The organism is Leucobacter faecis (assembly GCF_054456695.2).
The window spans coordinates 47,752-63,526 of the sequence record NZ_JBTJER020000012.1; the positions used below are offsets into that span (position 1 = coordinate 47,752).

15 protein-coding genes are annotated in these 15,775 nt (G+C 65.9%); 12 read left to right on the plus strand and 3 right to left on the minus strand.

Translation table 11 applies throughout. The annotated features are described in order from the left end of the window. Nucleotides 1-15 precede the first annotated feature (15 nt). The gene (locus ACXR2W_RS12135) at nt 16-852 is read right to left on the minus strand and encodes a DUF3097 family protein (RefSeq protein ID WP_458815226.1); all 837 of its coding nucleotides are present in this window, start codon (nt 850-852) and stop codon (nt 16-18) included. 89 nt (nt 853-941) lie between these two features. Between ACXR2W_RS12135 and ACXR2W_RS12140 the strand changes: the two genes are divergently transcribed. From ACXR2W_RS12140 to ACXR2W_RS12150, 3 genes are all read left to right on the plus strand, one after another. Next, entirely contained in the window at nt 942-2,300 is a 1,359-nt protein-coding gene (locus tag ACXR2W_RS12140) for an MFS transporter (protein WP_458815224.1), read from the plus strand. Nucleotides 2,301-2,383: 83 nt separating this feature from the next. Then, nucleotides 2,384-3,628, plus strand: a complete 1,245-nt coding sequence (locus ACXR2W_RS12145; RefSeq protein ID WP_458815222.1) for an enoyl-CoA hydratase/isomerase family protein — start codon at nt 2,384-2,386, stop codon at nt 3,626-3,628. Nucleotides 3,629-3,804: 176 nt separating this feature from the next. After that, nucleotides 3,805-4,596 (plus strand): DNA-methyltransferase, encoded by a 792-nt coding sequence (locus ACXR2W_RS12150; RefSeq protein ID WP_458815380.1) that lies wholly within the window; start codon nt 3,805-3,807, stop codon nt 4,594-4,596. 106 nt (nt 4,597-4,702) lie between these two features. Here ACXR2W_RS12150 and pdxS read toward each other — a convergent pair whose 3' ends face one another. Next, nucleotides 4,703-5,620 (minus strand): pyridoxal 5'-phosphate synthase lyase subunit PdxS, encoded by a 918-nt coding sequence (gene pdxS / locus ACXR2W_RS12155; protein ID WP_458815220.1) that lies wholly within the window; start codon nt 5,618-5,620, stop codon nt 4,703-4,705. Between the two features lie 53 nt (nt 5,621-5,673). Between pdxS and pdxR the strand changes: the two genes are divergently transcribed. Next, nucleotides 5,674-7,125: a MocR-like pyridoxine biosynthesis transcription factor PdxR gene (gene pdxR, locus ACXR2W_RS12160; RefSeq protein ID WP_489948856.1), complete on the plus strand. Its 1,452-nt coding sequence runs from the start codon at nt 5,674-5,676 to the stop codon at nt 7,123-7,125. A gap of 15 nt (nt 7,126-7,140) precedes the next feature. On the opposite strand, the gene ACXR2W_RS12165 is transcribed toward pdxR, so the two are convergent. Continuing rightward, complete coding sequence (locus ACXR2W_RS12165) at nt 7,141-7,524, minus strand: DUF488 domain-containing protein (RefSeq protein WP_458815216.1); 384 nt, start codon at nt 7,522-7,524, stop codon at nt 7,141-7,143. A 140-nt stretch (nt 7,525-7,664) separates the two neighbouring features. On the opposite strand from ACXR2W_RS12165, the gene ACXR2W_RS12170 reads away from it, so the two are divergent. Genes ACXR2W_RS12170 through ACXR2W_RS12205 form a run of 8 tightly spaced genes read left to right on the plus strand, consistent with a single transcriptional unit; the run spans nt 7,665 to nt 15,763 of the window. After that, nucleotides 7,665-8,846, plus strand: coding sequence for an acyl-CoA dehydrogenase family protein (locus tag ACXR2W_RS12170; RefSeq protein WP_458815214.1), 1,182 nt, complete (start codon nt 7,665-7,667; stop codon nt 8,844-8,846). Then, complete coding sequence (locus tag ACXR2W_RS12175) at nt 8,843-9,973, plus strand: acyl-CoA dehydrogenase family protein (protein WP_458815212.1); 1,131 nt, start codon at nt 8,843-8,845, stop codon at nt 9,971-9,973. Before ACXR2W_RS12170 ends, ACXR2W_RS12175 begins: the two co-directional genes overlap by 4 nt. Continuing rightward, entirely contained in the window at nt 9,970-11,460 is a 1,491-nt protein-coding gene (locus tag ACXR2W_RS12180; RefSeq protein WP_458815210.1) for an MFS transporter, read from the plus strand. The genes ACXR2W_RS12175 and ACXR2W_RS12180 overlap by 4 nt, the downstream gene beginning before the upstream one ends. Continuing rightward, nucleotides 11,457-13,139, plus strand: a complete 1,683-nt coding sequence (locus ACXR2W_RS12185; protein ID WP_458815208.1) for an AMP-binding protein — start codon at nt 11,457-11,459, stop codon at nt 13,137-13,139. Before ACXR2W_RS12180 ends, ACXR2W_RS12185 begins: the two co-directional genes overlap by 4 nt. Then, nucleotides 13,136-13,657, plus strand: a complete 522-nt coding sequence (locus ACXR2W_RS12190; protein ID WP_458815206.1) for an FAS1-like dehydratase domain-containing protein — start codon at nt 13,136-13,138, stop codon at nt 13,655-13,657. The genes ACXR2W_RS12185 and ACXR2W_RS12190 overlap by 4 nt, the downstream gene beginning before the upstream one ends. Continuing rightward, nucleotides 13,654-14,106: a Zn-ribbon domain-containing OB-fold protein gene (locus ACXR2W_RS12195; RefSeq protein ID WP_458815204.1), complete on the plus strand. Its 453-nt coding sequence runs from the start codon at nt 13,654-13,656 to the stop codon at nt 14,104-14,106. The genes ACXR2W_RS12190 and ACXR2W_RS12195 overlap by 4 nt, the downstream gene beginning before the upstream one ends. Next, nucleotides 14,103-14,588 carry a hotdog family protein gene (locus tag ACXR2W_RS12200; protein WP_458815202.1) on the plus strand — a complete coding sequence of 162 codons (486 nt, stop codon included), beginning with the start codon at nt 14,103-14,105 and terminating at the stop codon, nt 14,586-14,588. Before ACXR2W_RS12195 ends, ACXR2W_RS12200 begins: the two co-directional genes overlap by 4 nt. Further along, nucleotides 14,585-15,763: a lipid-transfer protein gene (locus ACXR2W_RS12205; RefSeq protein WP_458815200.1), complete on the plus strand. Its 1,179-nt coding sequence runs from the start codon at nt 14,585-14,587 to the stop codon at nt 15,761-15,763. The genes ACXR2W_RS12200 and ACXR2W_RS12205 overlap by 4 nt, the downstream gene beginning before the upstream one ends. Nucleotides 15,764-15,775 lie beyond the last annotated feature (12 nt).

The window sequence follows — 15,775 nt, forward strand, 5'->3', positions numbered from 1 at the left end:
CCTGAATCGCGCGTCTCAGGGTGCGGTCACGAAATCGATGAGCTGCTCGACACGGCCCACGAGCACCGGCTCGAGGTCACGAAAGTTGCGTACGCGGCCGCGAATGCGCGCCCACGCCTCGGCGATGTCGGCTGGCTCCTCTCCAGACCAGCCGAGCGCCCGGCAGATGCCCGTCTTCCACTCGACTTCGCGCGGAATCGTGGGCCACGCTTCGAGGCCCACCCGCGCGGGCTTCACCGCCTGCCAGATATCGACGTAGGGGTGCCCCACGATCGACACGAAGCCACCGTGCGGCCCGCGCGCGATCGCGTCGGCGATGCGCGTCTCTTTGCTGCCCCGCACGAGGTGGTCAAGCAGCACGCCCGCCTTGCGCCCCGGGCCCGGGCCAAAGTCGGCGAGCACCTCTTCGAGGTTGTCGGCGCCCTGCAACAGCTCGACGACGACGCCCTCGACACGCAGGTCGGCGCCCCACACCTGCTCGACAAGCTGGGCGTCGTGTTTACCCTCCACGAAAATGCGGCTGGGCATCGCGACACGGGCGCGGTCTTGCTTCACCGCGAACGAGCCAGACGCCGTGCGAGCGCGACCCTGCGGCGCCCGCTTCGGCATCACGAGGGTGACGGGCTCCCCGTCGATCAAAAACCCGTCGGTGAGAGCGAACGCGCGCACCTTGCCCCGGTAATCCTCGAGCTGCACGAGACCCTCGCGCACGCCCGTCACGGCCCCGCACCACTCGCTCTCGGTGTGCTCCACCACGAGCCCGCGAGCGAGCGTCACACTGCGCCGCTGCACGGGCCCGCGGCGGGGCTGCATACGGGCGACGGGATCGTGGGCGTAGCGATCATCAAACACGCTTAAAGAGCCTAGATCATGCCGAGGCGACGGGCGACCTGGCCGAGCCCTGGCCGAGCCCTGTCCGAACCCTGCGATAACGTGCTGTGGTGACAGATGAAGAAGCACCCGAAGAAACGCCCGCGCGGCCACACCGCCTGCGCGCCCTGAAAGGGCTGCTTGCCGACACCACCCCGCTGAAGCGCAGCCCCGAGTTTGCGCGGTTGTGGGCGGGCACCTCGGTCGCACAGATCGGGTCGCAGCTCACGATCGTGACGGTCGGGCTGCACGTCTACCATCTCACAGGGTCAACGCTCGCTGTCTCACTCGTCGCCCTGTGGGCGATTGGCCCCATGATTCTTGCAGGCTTTATTGGAGGGGCGCTGGCCGACGCGTTCGACCGCCGCAGGGTCGCGCTTTTCACTGCCTGCACGGCCTGGCTGAGCATCGCGACAATGACCACGATCGCGTTTACCGGCGTCACCGCCACCTGGCCGTACTACGCGCTCGCCGCCGTCAACGCGGCCTCTGCCACGATTATGGGCGCCACCCGCGGCGCGATCGTGCCACAGCTGCTGCCCACGCAGCTGCTGCCCGCCGCCGCGGCGCTCACCGGCATCTCGATGGGGCTCGCCGTCACCGTCGGCCCCGCCGCCGCGGGCGTGCTCGTCGCGGCGGTGGGATATCCGTGGACCTACCTTGCAGACGCGGTGCTCTACACCGGCGCGTTTCTGGGCATCGCGAGCTTGCCGCCCATGCGCCCGGCTGGGCTGGCCGCGGGAGAAAAGCGTCACAGGGCAGGCCCCGGATCGGTGCTTGCGAGCCTCAAATTCTTGCAGACCGCCCCCAACGTGCGGGCCACGTTCGTGTGGGATTTCGTGGCCACTACCCTGGGCAACCCGAAAGTGGTGTTCCCCGCCGCGGGGGCGCTCGTGCTCGGCGGCGGGTCGGTCACCGTCGGCGCGCTCACCGCGGCTTTTGCCGTCGGCGCGCTCACGAGCAGCCTGCTCTCTGGCCCGCTCGGCAGGGTGCGCCGGCAGGGCCGTGCCATCACGTACGCGATCGCCGTGTTTGGTGTGTGCAACGCCCTGTTTGGGCTCGTGCTGCTGATCACCTCGCGCGTCTCGCCGGGTCACAGCGCCACCGACCCGCTGCTGCCCGCGATTGCGCTGGCCGCGCTTGCCCTCGCGGGCGCGGGAGCCGCCGACAACGTCAGCTCGGTGTTTCGCTCCACCATTTTGCAGACCGCGGTACCTGACGAAGTGCGCGGTCGTATGCAGGGCCTCTACTACGTCGTTGTTGCGGGCGGGCCACGCGTGGGCGACCTCTTCGCTGGCACGGTGGCCACCGCGGTGGCACTGTGGGCGCCCGCGATGCTCGGCGGCCTGGTCGTGCTGGGGGTGATGCTCGTGCTCGCACGTACCGCACACGGCTTCATGAACTACGACGCGCACGCGCCCACGCCGTAGCGTCGGGCTTCGTCACTCGAGGCGCTGTGAACCGGGGCTTCGTCACTCGAGGCGCTGTCACTGGTGCCTGCTACGGTGCTGACATGAGCAACGCAACGACGCAGCCCACGACGCAGCCCACGACGCAGCCCACCTCACACGTCACTCCCACACAGCCCGCCGCGCCACTTGTGCTCGTGCGCCGCGAGGGCGCCATCACGCGCATCACACTCAACAGGCCGCGCGCGCTCAACGCCCTCACCCGCGACATGTTTGAACTGATCCGTGACGGCATCGATGCGGCCCAGCAAGACGGCTCACAGGCCATCGTGCTTGACGGCGCTGGCGACCGCGGCTTCTGCGGCGGCGGCGACATCAAACAACTCTCTGGCCCAGACGGCCACGAGATTCTTGCCCTCGAGTACCGCGTCGACTACGCCATTGCCACCTCCCGAGTGCCCGTCGTCGGGTTCATGGACGGTATTACGATGGGCGGCGGCATCGGGCTCACCGGCCACGCCCACCATCGCATCGTCACCGAGCGGTCACGGCTCGCCATGCCCGAAGCGCGCATCGGCATCGCTCCCGACGTCGGCGGGCATCGCCTCCTCGCCCACGCGCCCCAGCTGCTCGGCGAATACCTCGCTGTTACCGCCGCCGAAATGGGGCCGCTCGACGCCATCGCGCTCGGCTTCGCCGACCTCCTCGTGCCGGCTGCTTCGCTCGATGCACTGCGCGAGGCGCTCGCCGCAGGCGAGGATCCGGCGGCAGCGTGCGCAAGGTTTGCTGACGCTGGGATTGCCGGCACCGGGGCGCGTGGCCCGGTGGCCGAGGCGCCGCTTCTCGCGACCGGGGCCTGGTGGGGACCGCTTGCGGGGGAGGCGCTCGGTGACGACTGGCGCGCGATATTTGCCGAGCCCCGCGAGGCCGCGCTGCGCCTGCTCGCGGCGCTCGACGAGGCGGCCGCGGCAGAGCCAGTCGCGGCGCAGGGCGACGCGGTCGAACTGACCGGATCAACGCCGGCCGATGCCCATCGCGCGAAGGCGGCGGGCGAGGCAGCCCGTCAGATTCGGGAGATGTGCCCCACGTCGGTGGCGGTGACGCTCGCGCAGATCGCGCGCACCCGGGCGTTCGACTTCTCGCTCTCAGAAGTGCTGGTCGACGACCTGCGGGTGCTCGGCAGAGTCGCGCCCCGCCCCGACTTTGCCGAGGGAGTGCGCGCGCAGGTGATCGACAAAGACCGAAACCCCGCGTGGTGGCCGGCCACGATTGAACAGCTTGACGACGCCGAGCTCGCGCGCATCCTTGATACGCGCCTGCAGCCCGGCGAATCGCCGCTCGCGCTGTAGCGCCGCTCGCGCTCTGCAGTCGGCATGCCGCACGCCGCACGCCGCACGCCGCACGCCGTGGGCCGTGGGCCTTGCGCCCAGCCCGAGCCCACTACGATTGACGGGTGACTGATCGCTGGGATTCTTTGGGGCCAAACCAGGTATACGCGGGCGACAACCTGCCAATTTTGAGGTCGATGCCCTCGGAATCGTTTCAGCTGATCTACCTGGATCCGCCGTTTAACACCGGGCGTGAGCGGCACACCGAGCGGGTGCGCGGCGTGCGCGCCGACGTCGAAGACGGCGGCCGGCTCGGCTTTCGCGGCCAGGGGTACGCGGTGACGCGTGAGCGCACCATCTCGTTTGACGACCGGTTTCGCGACTACTGGAACTTTCTCGAGCCGCGCATCGAGGAGGCCTGGCGCTTGCTCGCGCAAGACGGCACGCTCTACCTGCACCTCGACTATCGCGAGGTGCACTACGCCAAGGTGATTCTCGACGCCATGTTTGGCCCCGAGTGCTTCATCAACGAAATCATTTGGGCATACGACTACGGTGGCCGCACCAAGAAGCGCTGGCCCACGAAGCACGACAACATTCTGGTCTATGCCAAAGATCCGGATCGCTATTTCTTTAACGCCGAAGCGGTCGACCGCGAGCCCTACATGGCGCCGGGGCTTGTGACGCCCGAGAAGGCGGCGCTCGGTAAGCTGCCGACTGACGTGTGGTGGCACACGATCGTCTCGCCCACGGGCAAGGAGCGCACGGGGTACCCGACGCAGAAGCCGGTGGGCATTATGCGCCGCATCATTCAGGCGTCCAGCCGCCCGGGGGATTGGGTGCTTGACCCGTTTGCGGGCAGCGGTACTACGGGGGCGGCGGCCGAGGAACTGCATCGCCGGTTCGTGTTGATGGACGATAACCCCGAGGCGGCGAAGGTCATGCTGCGACGCTTCACCGACCCCGAGATGCACTTCATCGTGAAGTAGTCGAGCGCGGCGCTGCTCGTCAAGAATATGCGCGACAAGTTCCGCCTTAGAGGGTGTCTAAGACGGAACTTGTCGCGCATATTTTAGTTACCGATGTGGGCTCCGGCTACCAGCCGCGCTCTGCGAGGCGGTGCGGGGCTGGCAGGTCGGCCACGTTAATGCCCACCATCGCCTCGCCGAGGCCGCGCGACGCGTCTGCGATGGTGCCGGGGTTCGTGAAATCGGCGGTGGCGCGCACGACCGCGGCGGCGCGTTTGGCGGGGCTGCCCGACTTGAAAATACCCGAGCCCACAAACACGCCATCGGCGCCCAGCTGCATCATCATCGCTGCGTCTGCCGGGGTCGCCACACCGCCCGCGGTAAACATCGGTACGGGGAGTCGCCCCTCGCGGGCCACACGCTCGACGAGGTCGAGCGGTGCCTGCAGTTCTTTTGCCGCGAGCGGCAACTCGTCGGCGTCTTGTGCGACCAGCTGTGCGATCTCACCGCGAATCGTGCGCAGGTGCTTCGTCGCCTCTGACACGTCGCCCGTGCCGGCTTCACCCTTCGAACGAATCATGGCGGCACCCTCGGCGATGCGCCGTAGCGCTTCGCCCAGGTTGGTGGCACCGCACACGAACGGCGTCTTGAACTGACGCTTGTTGATGTGGTGGGTGTAGTCAGCGGGTGAGAGTACCTCGGACTCGTCGATGAAGTCGACGCCGAGGGCTTCGAGCACCTGCGCTTCGACGAAGTGGCCAATGCGAGCCTTCGCCATCACCGGAATCTGCACGGCCGCGCGAATGCCCTCGATGAGGTCGGGGTCGCTCATACGGGCTACGCCGCCCTGTGCGCGAATGTCGGCGGGCACCCGCTCGAGCGCCATGACGGCGATGGCGCCCGCATCGGCCGCGATGCGGGCCTGCTCGGGGGTGACGACGTCCATGATGACGCCGCCGCCCAGGGCGTGTGCGAGGGCGAGGCCCGCTGCGGCCGACTCGGTCGTGCCAGTGGAGGGAATATTGGTTCGTGTGTTGTTGCTCATGCATCGAGCTTTTCGCACCTCATGGTTTACCTCAAGATCCAAAAAGTTGTAATGTGAATGGACCAGTGGTTTTTATTCTTGGGGGAGATGCAATGGGTATGGCGGGCGAGTTTCCGATCGTACTGGAGCGTGGCGGCAGCGTGACGTTGCCCGCGCAGGTCGCGGCGGCCCTGCGCGACGCGATCGATCGCGACACGCTGCGCCCCGGCGAACCGTTGCCCTCGACGCGTGACCTTGCCGCCCGCGTGGGGGTGGCGCGCGGCGTGATCGTGGCCGCATACGAGCAGTTGGTCGCCGAGGGATACCTGCTCGCGGGCCACGGGCGGGGCACGGTCGTGCACCCGCGGCTCGACCGTGCGCGCACGGCGTCGCAGGGCCCTGATCCGGATCAAGCGAGACCCGAAGCGGCCCAGGTCGCGGGGCCGCTCGCGCCGGGCACACCGCTCGCCGACGCCGTAGATCGGCCCGCGTGGCGATCGGCGTGGCGGCACGCGGCGACGCTCGCGCAGCTGGCCGCGCCCGAGCTGGGCGACCCGCGGCTGCGCGAGGAGATCGCCGATCACCTGCGACAGATGCGTGGCACCCGGCGGGGCGCCGCCGACGTGATTGTGACGGCGGGGGCGCGCGACGGGCTCTCGTTGCTGCTCACCGCGCTCGGCACGACTCGCGGGCGGGCGCTTGTGGTGGGAGTTGAAGACCCGGGCTATCCGTCCCTGCGGCAGGTAGCGGCCCGGCACGGTGCGCGCATCGTTGCGCTGCCGGTGGACGCCGACGGGCTCGTGACGGGGGCGCTGCCCTCGGGGGTGCTCGACGCGGTGGTTGTGACGCCGAGTCACCAGTATCCGCTGGGCGGCTCGCTGCCGCTTGCTAGGCGGCGAGAGCTGCTCGAATGGGCGAACCGCACGGGGGTGGTGATCGTTGAAGACGATTACGACTCTGAGCTGCGGCACGTGGGCAGCCCGCTGCCCACACTCGCGGCGCTCGACGACCCCGATAGCGGTTCGGTCGTGCTGCTGGGCACTTTCTCGAAGACACTGTCGCCCGCCTTGGCGGCGGGGTTCTTGCTGGCGCCAGCAGGGCTGAGGCGACTCATCGAACCGGTGCGGCACGACCTGGGCGGACCGGTCTCAGCGGTGGTGCAGGCGGCGCTCGCGGGGTATTTGGCAGAAGGCGAACTGCGGCGACACATTGCGCGGATGCGCAGGCGGTATGCGCGCCGGCGTGACCTGCTCTCGGAGCGACTCGCGGGGCACGCCGGGTGGCGCGTGCGACCTATGAGCGGAGGGCTGCACGCCGTGATTGAGCTACTACCCGCGAGCGTCGAGCGAGAGTGCCGCGTGCTCGCTCACACCCGTGCCGAAGGGTTGGGGGCGGTGGGTCTGAGCAGCTATTGGGAGACGGGCAGTGCCGCGGGGTCTGCGGGGCTCGTGATTGGCATGGGCGGGCCCGACGAGGAGGGGTTTGATCGGGCGCTCACGCGGCTCCGTGCCGCGCTCAGGGCATGAGCGTGTTGTGTGCTCCTAGTGAGACTTCGCGCGCTCGGTGAGTGCTTCGAGTAGTACGACCGCGTGGTTTACGTGCTCGTCTTTTGCGCCGTACACGAGCGTCAACGATTCGTGCTCCTGTGCGAGTGTGACGAGCTCGTCGAGCGCATCTGAGGCTGGACCGCTCGCGAGCTCCCTGCGGTAATCGCTCGCAAACGCGGCGAAGCGTGCGGGGGCGTGCGCATTGGGGTCGCCGTGCCACTCGCGCCGAAGCGTTGGGGTAGGCGCAACCTCTTTGTCCCACAGGTCGACGCGGGCATGCTCTTTGCTGAGTCCGCGCGGCCAGAGCCTGTCGATGAGCACTCGATAACCATCGCTCTCGCTGGGAGTGTCGTACACGCGCTTGATCTTGACGTCCATGATTCCAGTGTGCTCCTGAAGTGGGCAATGCGCCAGTGCGTAAACTTTTCCGAAACACTTGCCTACCGGTCGGCAGGTAGATAGTCTGATCACGCTCCCTCCAGGAGCTGCTGTCAACGACGACACTAGGCAAGGAACTCATGTATCTTCAGGTATCTGAGGAGATGAGAGAGCTACGCGAAGAGCTACGGCGCTACTTCGCGAATCTCCTCACTCCAGAAATTCGGGCCCAGCTGCGGGCCGAGGGTGAACGAGGCGGCCCCGCACACGATCGCGTGCGCAGGCAGATCGGCTCCGATGGTTGGTTGGGTATAGGGTGGCCCGCCGAGTACGGGGGGCAAGACCGTGGCCCCGCGGCGCAGTTCATCTTCTTCGATGAGGCGTACCGGGCAGAAGCGCCGATTCCCATGATCACGCTCACCACTGTGGGCCCCACCCTCATGGACCACGGCACACCCGAGCAGAAAGCCTATTTTCTGCCGAAGATTCTAGCGGGCGAGCTCGTCGTCTCTATCGGGTATACCGAGCCCTCCTCTGGCACAGACCTCGCATCGCTCAGCACACGTGCGGTGCGTGACGGCGACGACTACGTCATTAACGGTTCAAAGGTCTTCACCTCGGGCGGAGACGGGGCCGACTGGATTTGGCTCGCGGCACGCACTGATCCGGACGCGCCAAAGCACCGCGGCATATCGCTCATCCTCGTGCCCACGAGCGACCCGGGCTTCTCGGCTACACCGATCAAGGCCCTGGGCGGCGTGACCACGACGGCCACCTACTACGACGACGTGCGCGTGCCCGTAACCAACCTTGTGGGCGAAGAAAACAATGGGTGGCGCATGATCACCACCCAGCTCAACCATGAGCGTGTGGGGCTCGCCGCGTACTCGGGTATCTGCGAGGGGCTGCTAGATGAAGTGCGCTCGTGGGCTTGCGGCCAAGAACTTACGACAGGGGAGCGGCTCGTCGACCAGGGATGGGTGCGCACGCTGCTCGCCGAAGCCACCGCGCGATTGCGAGCAATGCGACTGATGAACTGGCGGCTCGTCGAGTCGACGGCAAACGCCGAAGTGCACCCGGGCGACGCCTCAGCAGCGAAGGTGTTTGCGACTGAAACGGTGGTCGACGTCTACCGGCAACTGCTGCAGATCGTCGGAGCGCGCGGCATGCGAGTGACGGGGGCGCCCTGGGCACACGATACTGGCCGGCTCGCGCTGATGAACCTATCAGCGCAAATCAACACATTCGGCGGCGGAGTCGCCGAGATTCAACGAGAAATCGTCGCCTGGACACGTCTAGGCATGGCAAGGAGTGCACGATGAACATGACAACTGGTACGGCAACGGCGCCGTGCATGCAGTTTCGTCTATCCGAAGATCAAGAAGGAATCGTTGAAGCGGCCCAGGGGGTCTTTCAAGAACTCAGCTCTGACGACAGGGTGGTAGCCGGCGAAGAAGCCGTGGACACCTACGATGAGCGGCTCTGGAAAGAAATCGTGCAGAGCGGCCTGATCGAGGCACTGCTGCCAGAATCAGCGGGCGGCGCGGAACTCGGTATGGGTGGGCTCAGCCTGATGCTGCGCGAACAGGGGGCACACCTCGGCCGCATCCCCCTCGCCACGACGGCTGTCACCGCCCTCGCGATCGCCACGCTCGGCGGCCCGGCAGACGTGCTCACCGCCATTACCTCAGGCGCGGCACGTGTAAGCGCCCTCATGCCCGAGTACCTCGATGGTGTCACCGCCAGTAGCGTCGGCGAGAGCTTCGTGCTCACCGGCACGGTGCAGCTCGCATATCTCGCGCCTGCCGCAACCCACTACCTAGTCGTGTTTACGGCCGAAGAACGGCGGCACGTCGCCGTGATTCCCGCCGACCGCGCAGGGGTCAGCGCCGAGGCGTGGGACGGTATGAGTAATCAGCAGCACGCCACGGTGCAGCTCACGGGAGTGTCGGTCGATGAGGGCGAACTCGTGGGCCGCGACACTGACAGCGCGAACTGGGTGCGTGAGCGCCTGCTCGTAGCACTCGGCGCACTGCAGGTGGGTGTGTGCCACGAAGCCGTACGCCGCACCGCCGCCTACACGTCAGAGCGTGAACAGTTTGGCAGGCCGCTCTCTACAAACCAGGGCGTCGCGCTGCGCGCGGCCGATGCGTCGATTGACACCGAAGCGATCGCACTGAGCGTGTACGACGCAGCGTGGCAGCTTGACCACGGGCAGGACGCACGCGAGGTGAGCGAAGCGGTTCTGAGCGCAGCATGGTGGGCCAAGGACGCCGGGTTTCGGGTGGTGCACGCGACGCAGCACCTACACGGCGGCATGGGCGCAGACCTCGACAACCACATTCACCGGTTTTTCCTGTGGGCGCGTGAACTCGATATTTTGTGGGGTTCGGCAGAGCAGCTGCGTGAAGAACTTGGCGCGGTCGTTGTCGCAGGGGCATGCTCATGAGCCTCTCAACGACAAAGAATGCGCTGAAGTACGGCGTGCCCGCCACGCTGTTCGTGCTTGTCATCGCCGAGGTTGTTGCAGCGTTTGAAACGACGATGGCGCTGCAGCTGCTCTACACCCCGGGGGAGTTCTTTACCAAAGACCTAGCCGCGCTGTCGTGGATCGTGACCTCTTACTCGCTCTGTGCGGCACTCGCGACGAGCTTCGTGGGGCGCTTGGGAGACCAGTTTGGGCGGCGCAACATTCTGCTGCTGGTGCTGGCAATCTCACTCGTCGGCTCGGCGATCAGCGCGATGGCCCCCACATTCGGTGTGCTAATTGCGGGGCGTGCCCTCCAGGGTGTGAGCGGGGCCGTGCTGCCGCTGTGCATCGGTATCGTGCGTGCCAGCTTCCCCCAGGGCAAAGTCGCCCTGGGTGTGGCCGTAGTGAGCACCTCGGCGCTGATTGCGGGTGCGGGTGGGTCGCTCGTAGGCGGCGTGATGCTTGACTTCGCAACGTGGCCGTGGATCTTCTGGTCGGCCGTGATTCTCGCGGGCGTCACGATCGTGCTCGTGCGGTTGATGATCAATGCCGACCCTGTGAGCACTCTCTCGGGAGCGCAGAAGATTGACTGGCTCGGAGGCATCCTGTTTGGTGGCGGCATCGCGGCGGCGCTCTTCGGGTTTACCAAGGCGAAAGATCTGGGCTGGGGCGACCCGCAGGTGGCGCTTCCACTCGCAGGCGCGCTGCTCGCGCTCATCGGCTGGTTCTTCTGGGAACGCCGAGTACCCGAACCAATGCTCGACCTTAACCTGTTCAAGAACAAAAAGTTCTCGCTCGGCATGGCCGCCACCGCCCTCATCGCGGTGGGACCCATCGGCATGACGAACATTTTGAGTATCACGCTCTACCGCACGCCGAACAGCATCCCCGGGCCCGACGGCACCATGATTGACCTGCCAGTGGGACTCGGTATGAGCGCCACCATGGCCGGCGTGCTGGCGTGCGTGACCGCCGCCGCATCGTTCGCCACGGCTCCGCTCATCGGCAAAGTGAGCGCCAAGGCCGGCGCACGTATGGCCCTCATGATCGGGGCGATACTCACCATCGTGGGGCTCGGCATCGTGTGCATCGCACCCGCCACCTTCTGGGTCGCCTTCCCCGGCCTCGTCGTGGGCGTGCTGGGCACAGGCTTTTTGTACTCGGGCATGCCGACCGTGCTCGTTGAGTGCGTAGGCGCCTCAGATACCTCGACCGCTACGGGAATGGGCGTCGTGCTGCGCACCACGTTCCAGGCCGTCGCGGCATCGGTCGTCACCGTATTTCTGGTCACCGCTCCCGTCGTTGTGGGCGGCACGACCTTCACCTCAACAACGGGGCTCTACCTCGTTGCGGGCGCTTGTGCGCTCACCTGCGTCTTGACGATCTTCATCGTCGCGCGCATCCCCGCCCCGTCAGTAACCACCCAGCAGCAGGACACCGGAGTCCTGGTTAAGGAAAATTCATGATTGGCAATTTGACCACCCGCGACACCCTCGACCGCCGTGCAGGCGACACCCACCCCGGGCTGATCTTCGAAGATCAGACGTGGAGCTGGGGCGAGGTCGTCGATAACTGCCGCAACCGCGCCAACATGTTGCTCGGGCTTCGCGACGAAGCACAGCCCTTTCACGTTGGCGTGATGCTCGAAAACGACCCCGAGTACCTGTTCATGATCGGAGCGGCAGCATACGCCGCCGCGACCGTGGTGGGTATCAACCTCACCCATCGTGGTGAACAGCTTGCCCGCGCCATTGACCAGGCCGACGTGCAGATTCTCGTTACGACGCGCGCGCTGCTCGAACAGCTCGACGGTGTCGAGAGCGGAATCGACCCGAGTCGGGTGCTGCTCATCGACGAAGCACCCTATGCCCAGCTCGCAGCCCAGTACCCGGCGACCCGACCCGAAATTGCCGCTGCGGGCGACCGCGCGACGACACTGCTACTGCTGTTCACCTCGGGCTCGACGGGCGACCCGAAGGCCGTGATCTGCTCGACAGGCCGTATGGCAGACATCGTGGTGCTTGCTCACATGGACATTCAGCGCGAAGACGTCGCTTACAACTCCATGCCGCTATTTCACGGCAATGCCGTGTTCGCGTGCTGGGCGCCCGCGCTCAATGCTGGCGCAACCTTTGTGCTCGCACGCAAGTTCTCGGCGTCGAGGTTTGTACCCGACCTCCTCCAACACGGGGTGACGTACTTCAACTACGTGGGCCGCGCACTCTCGTACGTGCTCGCCCAGCCCGAGCACGGTTGCGAGAAGGTCACCCGCATCAAGAGCTGCTTCGGCACCGAAGCGAGCGACATCGACCGGCGCGAGTTTCACCGCCGCTTTGGGGTGTGGCCCTCAGAGTCATACGGCGCGAGCGAGGGCGGCCTCACGATCCGCCGCACCGAAGACACGCCCCCCGGCTCGCTGGGGCTGCCCCCCGAGGGACTCGCCGCGGCCGTGGTCAACCCAGACACCCTCGAGGAATGCCCGCCCGCCCACTTCGACGAGCTCGGCCGCATCATAAACTCCGATGAAGCCGTAGGCGAACTGGTAAACCTCAAGGGCGCGGCCTCGTTTGAGGGCTACTACAAGCACCCCCAAGCGACCGCCGAGCGCATTCGTGGCGACGTGTTCTTCACGGGAGACCTCGGGTACCGCGACGCGGCCGGGTTCTTCTACTTCGCGGGCCGAGGCAGCGACAGGCTGCGCGTCGACAGTGAAAACTTCTCCGCCGCCCCCGTCGAACGCATCCTCGAACGCTACGACGGTGTCGCCGTCGCAATCGTTTACCCCGTGCCAGATGAGCGCACGGGCGATCAGGTGATGGCAACACTGCAAATCAACGACCCCGACGGTTTTGATCCCGCACGATTTAGTGAGTTCCTGACACAGCAACCAGACCTTGGCACCAAGTGGGCGCCGCGATACCTGCGCATCGTCGCCGATGCCCCCGTAACAGCCACAGGCAAGGTCAACAAACCGGTGTTGCGCGCCGAAGGGTGGGACGTGGCAGGCCAGGTGTATTACCGGCCCACCGCCAGCATTAGCTACGAGCCGCTCGAGGCCAGCACTCGTGACGAGATTGCACAACGATTCACCGACAACCTCCGCGCACATCTGATGCCGGTGGGCCAAGTAAAGGAGACAGCATGAGCGCCGACCCCACAGCGACCATCGCCGCGATCATCGACCGTCAACACGAACGCGTCACCGTTGCGCGTGACCCAATCAACAGACCGATGATTCACCACCTGGCCGATGTGATGGGCGACACTAACCCGCTCTTCCTCGACCCCGAAGCCGCCCGCGCCGCAGGGCACCCCGACGTGATCGCGCCAGCATCATCGTTGCAGGTATGGAACATGACGAACCCGTCCGACCCCAAACTCGACAGTGACGTCGACGCAGCCTACGCCGAAATGGCGAAGGCAGGCTACCCCAAAGTGGTCGCCGTCAACTGTGACCAAGAGTACGACCGCCCGCTCTACCCGGATGACGTCCTAACCGCGGCAGAACGCGTCGAAACGCTCACCGGGCCCAAACAGACCGGGCTTGGCGAAGGCTACTTCTTGACCACTCTCACCACCTACACCGACCAGGCCGGCGAACGCGTCGGCACGATGCGCTTTCGCACACTCTGGTACGACCCCAGCAAAAGGAGCAACTCATGACACAGGCACTGCGGCCCCGCCCGCCCCGCAACCGCGACAACGACTTCTACTTCGAGGCGCTCGAAGACGGAAACCTCGCGATTCAACAGTGTGATGGCTGCCACGAGCTGCGCCACCCACCCGTACCAATGTGCCCCACGTGTCACAGCCTCGAATGGCACCCCGAGCACATGTCAGGTAGGGGCACAGTCTTCAGCTTTGTCGTGCTCCACCACCCGGTCGTGCCACCGTTTGAACCGGGCTACATCGTGGCCGTGATCGAGCTCGACGAGGGGCCGCGCGTGGTCATGAACCTCGAAGACATCGCCAAAGAAGACGTCGAAATCGGCATGCCCGTCGAAATCACCCCCGAGCGCATGGACGAGGGCCTCGTGCTCCCGGTCGCTCGTGCGCTCGTACCGGCGCTCGCCTTCGCACACGCTTCACCACAGCAGGAGGAGGCACTGTGACTCAGACAATCACCCCGACTCAGACAATCACCCCGACTCAGATAATCACCCCGCCCCGCACCGCAGTGCGCGCGGTAGGTACCCAGATTGCACCGCTCGAGGTGCCCATCACCGCGACTCTGGTCGCGGCGGGCGCGATCGCAACGCGTGACTTCTCGCTCGTGCACCACGACCAACCGGTCGCGCTCGCCGCGGGGGCGAAAGACATTTTCATGAACATTCTCACCACAAACGCGCTCGTGAACAGGTTTGTGGGGGAATGGGCGGGGCCGAACGCGCGCATCACCCGCATCAATATTCGTCTCGGCGCCACCAACTTTCCCGGTGACGTGATGACGCTCAAGGGTGAGGTGACCGAGAGCGAGGGCGAGCGGGTAACCGTCGCCGTGACGGGCACAAACTCCATCGGCTCCCATGTCACGGGCACCGTCTCACTCGAATTCAACGACTTCAACGACACGACCGCACAGGAGCAGCAGTGAACTTCATTACCGACCAGGCCGCCATCGTCGGCATTGGTGCCACCGAGTTTTCTAAAGAGTCGGGCCGGTCAGAGCTGCAGCTCGCGCTCGAAGCGAGTCTCGCCGCCTGCAAGGATGCGGGTGTAGACCCTAAATCGATCGACGGCATGGTGACCTATTCAATGGACACTTCACCCGCCATCGATATTGCGCGCGGACTGGGGTGCGAAAAGCTCGACTTCTTTAGCCTCGTCGACTTTGGCGGCGGCGCGGCGGCCGGCACCATCGCCCACGCCGCTATGGCGGTGGCGACAGGGCAGGCAACGACTGTGCTGTGCTACCGCGCTTTCAACGAGCGATCGGGTAACCGATTCGGTCAGGCTATGAGCGTTGACGGCTGGGGTGTCGACGCGCGAGCCGCGAACTACGCCTGGTACTTGCCGCACGGGCTGATGACACCGGCGTCGTGGGTCGCGATGTTCGCACAGCGCTACGCCCACGTTTCGGGCGCCACGAGTGAAGACTTCGGCCGCGTAGCGGTGGCGTCGCGCAAGCACGCCGCTACCAACCCCAAAGCGTGGTTCTATGAGCGGCCGATCACGCTCGAGGAGCACCAGGCTTCGCGGTGGATCGCTGAGCCGTTGCACCTGCTCGACTGCTGCCAGGAGTCCGATGGCGGGCAGGCGTTCATTGTGACAACGCGCGAGCGCGCACGCGATCTCGCCGGTGACTCGGTTGTCGTGCGTGCGGCCACGCAGGGCGTAGCGTACGACCAGCACTCGATGACCAGCTTCTACCGCAAAGACGGTAACCGTGCGCTGCCTGAAATGGGTAATGTCGCCGATCGGCTGTGGGAGCGCACCGGGCTCAAGACCCACGACATTGACATGGCGGTGCTCTACGACCACTTCACGCCGTTCGTGCTCGCCCAGCTTGAGGAGTTTGGTTTTTGCGAGCGGGGCGAGGCGAAGGAGTTCATTAAGAACGGTAACATCGAGCTTGGTGGATCGCTGCCGATCAACACGCACGGTGGGCAACTGGGCGAGGCGTACATTCACGGGATGAATGGCATCGCCGAGGGCGTACGCCAGGTTCGCGGCACCGCCATTAACCAGGTCAATAACGCCCAAAACGTGCTCGTGACGGCTGGCACAGGCGTGCCCACGAGTGCGCTCATCTTGGGCGCCGAAGATTAAGAGAGCACCGCA

Excerpts from the sequence above, each read along its gene's own strand:
- ACXR2W_RS12150 (WP_458815380.1), top strand. The coding sequence starts at position 3,805 with ATGCCCTCGGAATCGTTTCAGCTGATCTACCTGGATCCGCCGTTTAAC.
- ACXR2W_RS12145 (WP_458815222.1), top strand. The coding sequence starts at position 2,384 with ATGAGCAACGCAACGACGCAGCCCACGACGCAGCCCACGACGCAGCCC.
- ACXR2W_RS12170 (WP_458815214.1), top strand. The coding sequence starts at position 7,665 with ATGTATCTTCAGGTATCTGAGGAGATGAGAGAGCTACGCGAAGAGCTA.
- pdxS (WP_458815220.1), bottom strand. The coding sequence starts at position 5,620 with ATGAGCAACAACACACGAACCAATATTCCCTCCACTGGCACGACCGAG.
- ACXR2W_RS12185 (WP_458815208.1), top strand. The coding sequence starts at position 11,457 with ATGATTGGCAATTTGACCACCCGCGACACCCTCGACCGCCGTGCAGGC.
- ACXR2W_RS12180 (WP_458815210.1), top strand. The coding sequence starts at position 9,970 with ATGAGCCTCTCAACGACAAAGAATGCGCTGAAGTACGGCGTGCCCGCC.
- ACXR2W_RS12165 (WP_458815216.1), bottom strand. The coding sequence starts at position 7,524 with ATGGACGTCAAGATCAAGCGCGTGTACGACACTCCCAGCGAGAGCGAT.
- ACXR2W_RS12190 (WP_458815206.1), top strand. The coding sequence starts at position 13,136 with ATGAGCGCCGACCCCACAGCGACCATCGCCGCGATCATCGACCGTCAA.
- ACXR2W_RS12175 (WP_458815212.1), top strand. The coding sequence starts at position 8,843 with ATGAACATGACAACTGGTACGGCAACGGCGCCGTGCATGCAGTTTCGT.
- ACXR2W_RS12195 (WP_458815204.1), top strand. The coding sequence starts at position 13,654 with ATGACACAGGCACTGCGGCCCCGCCCGCCCCGCAACCGCGACAACGAC.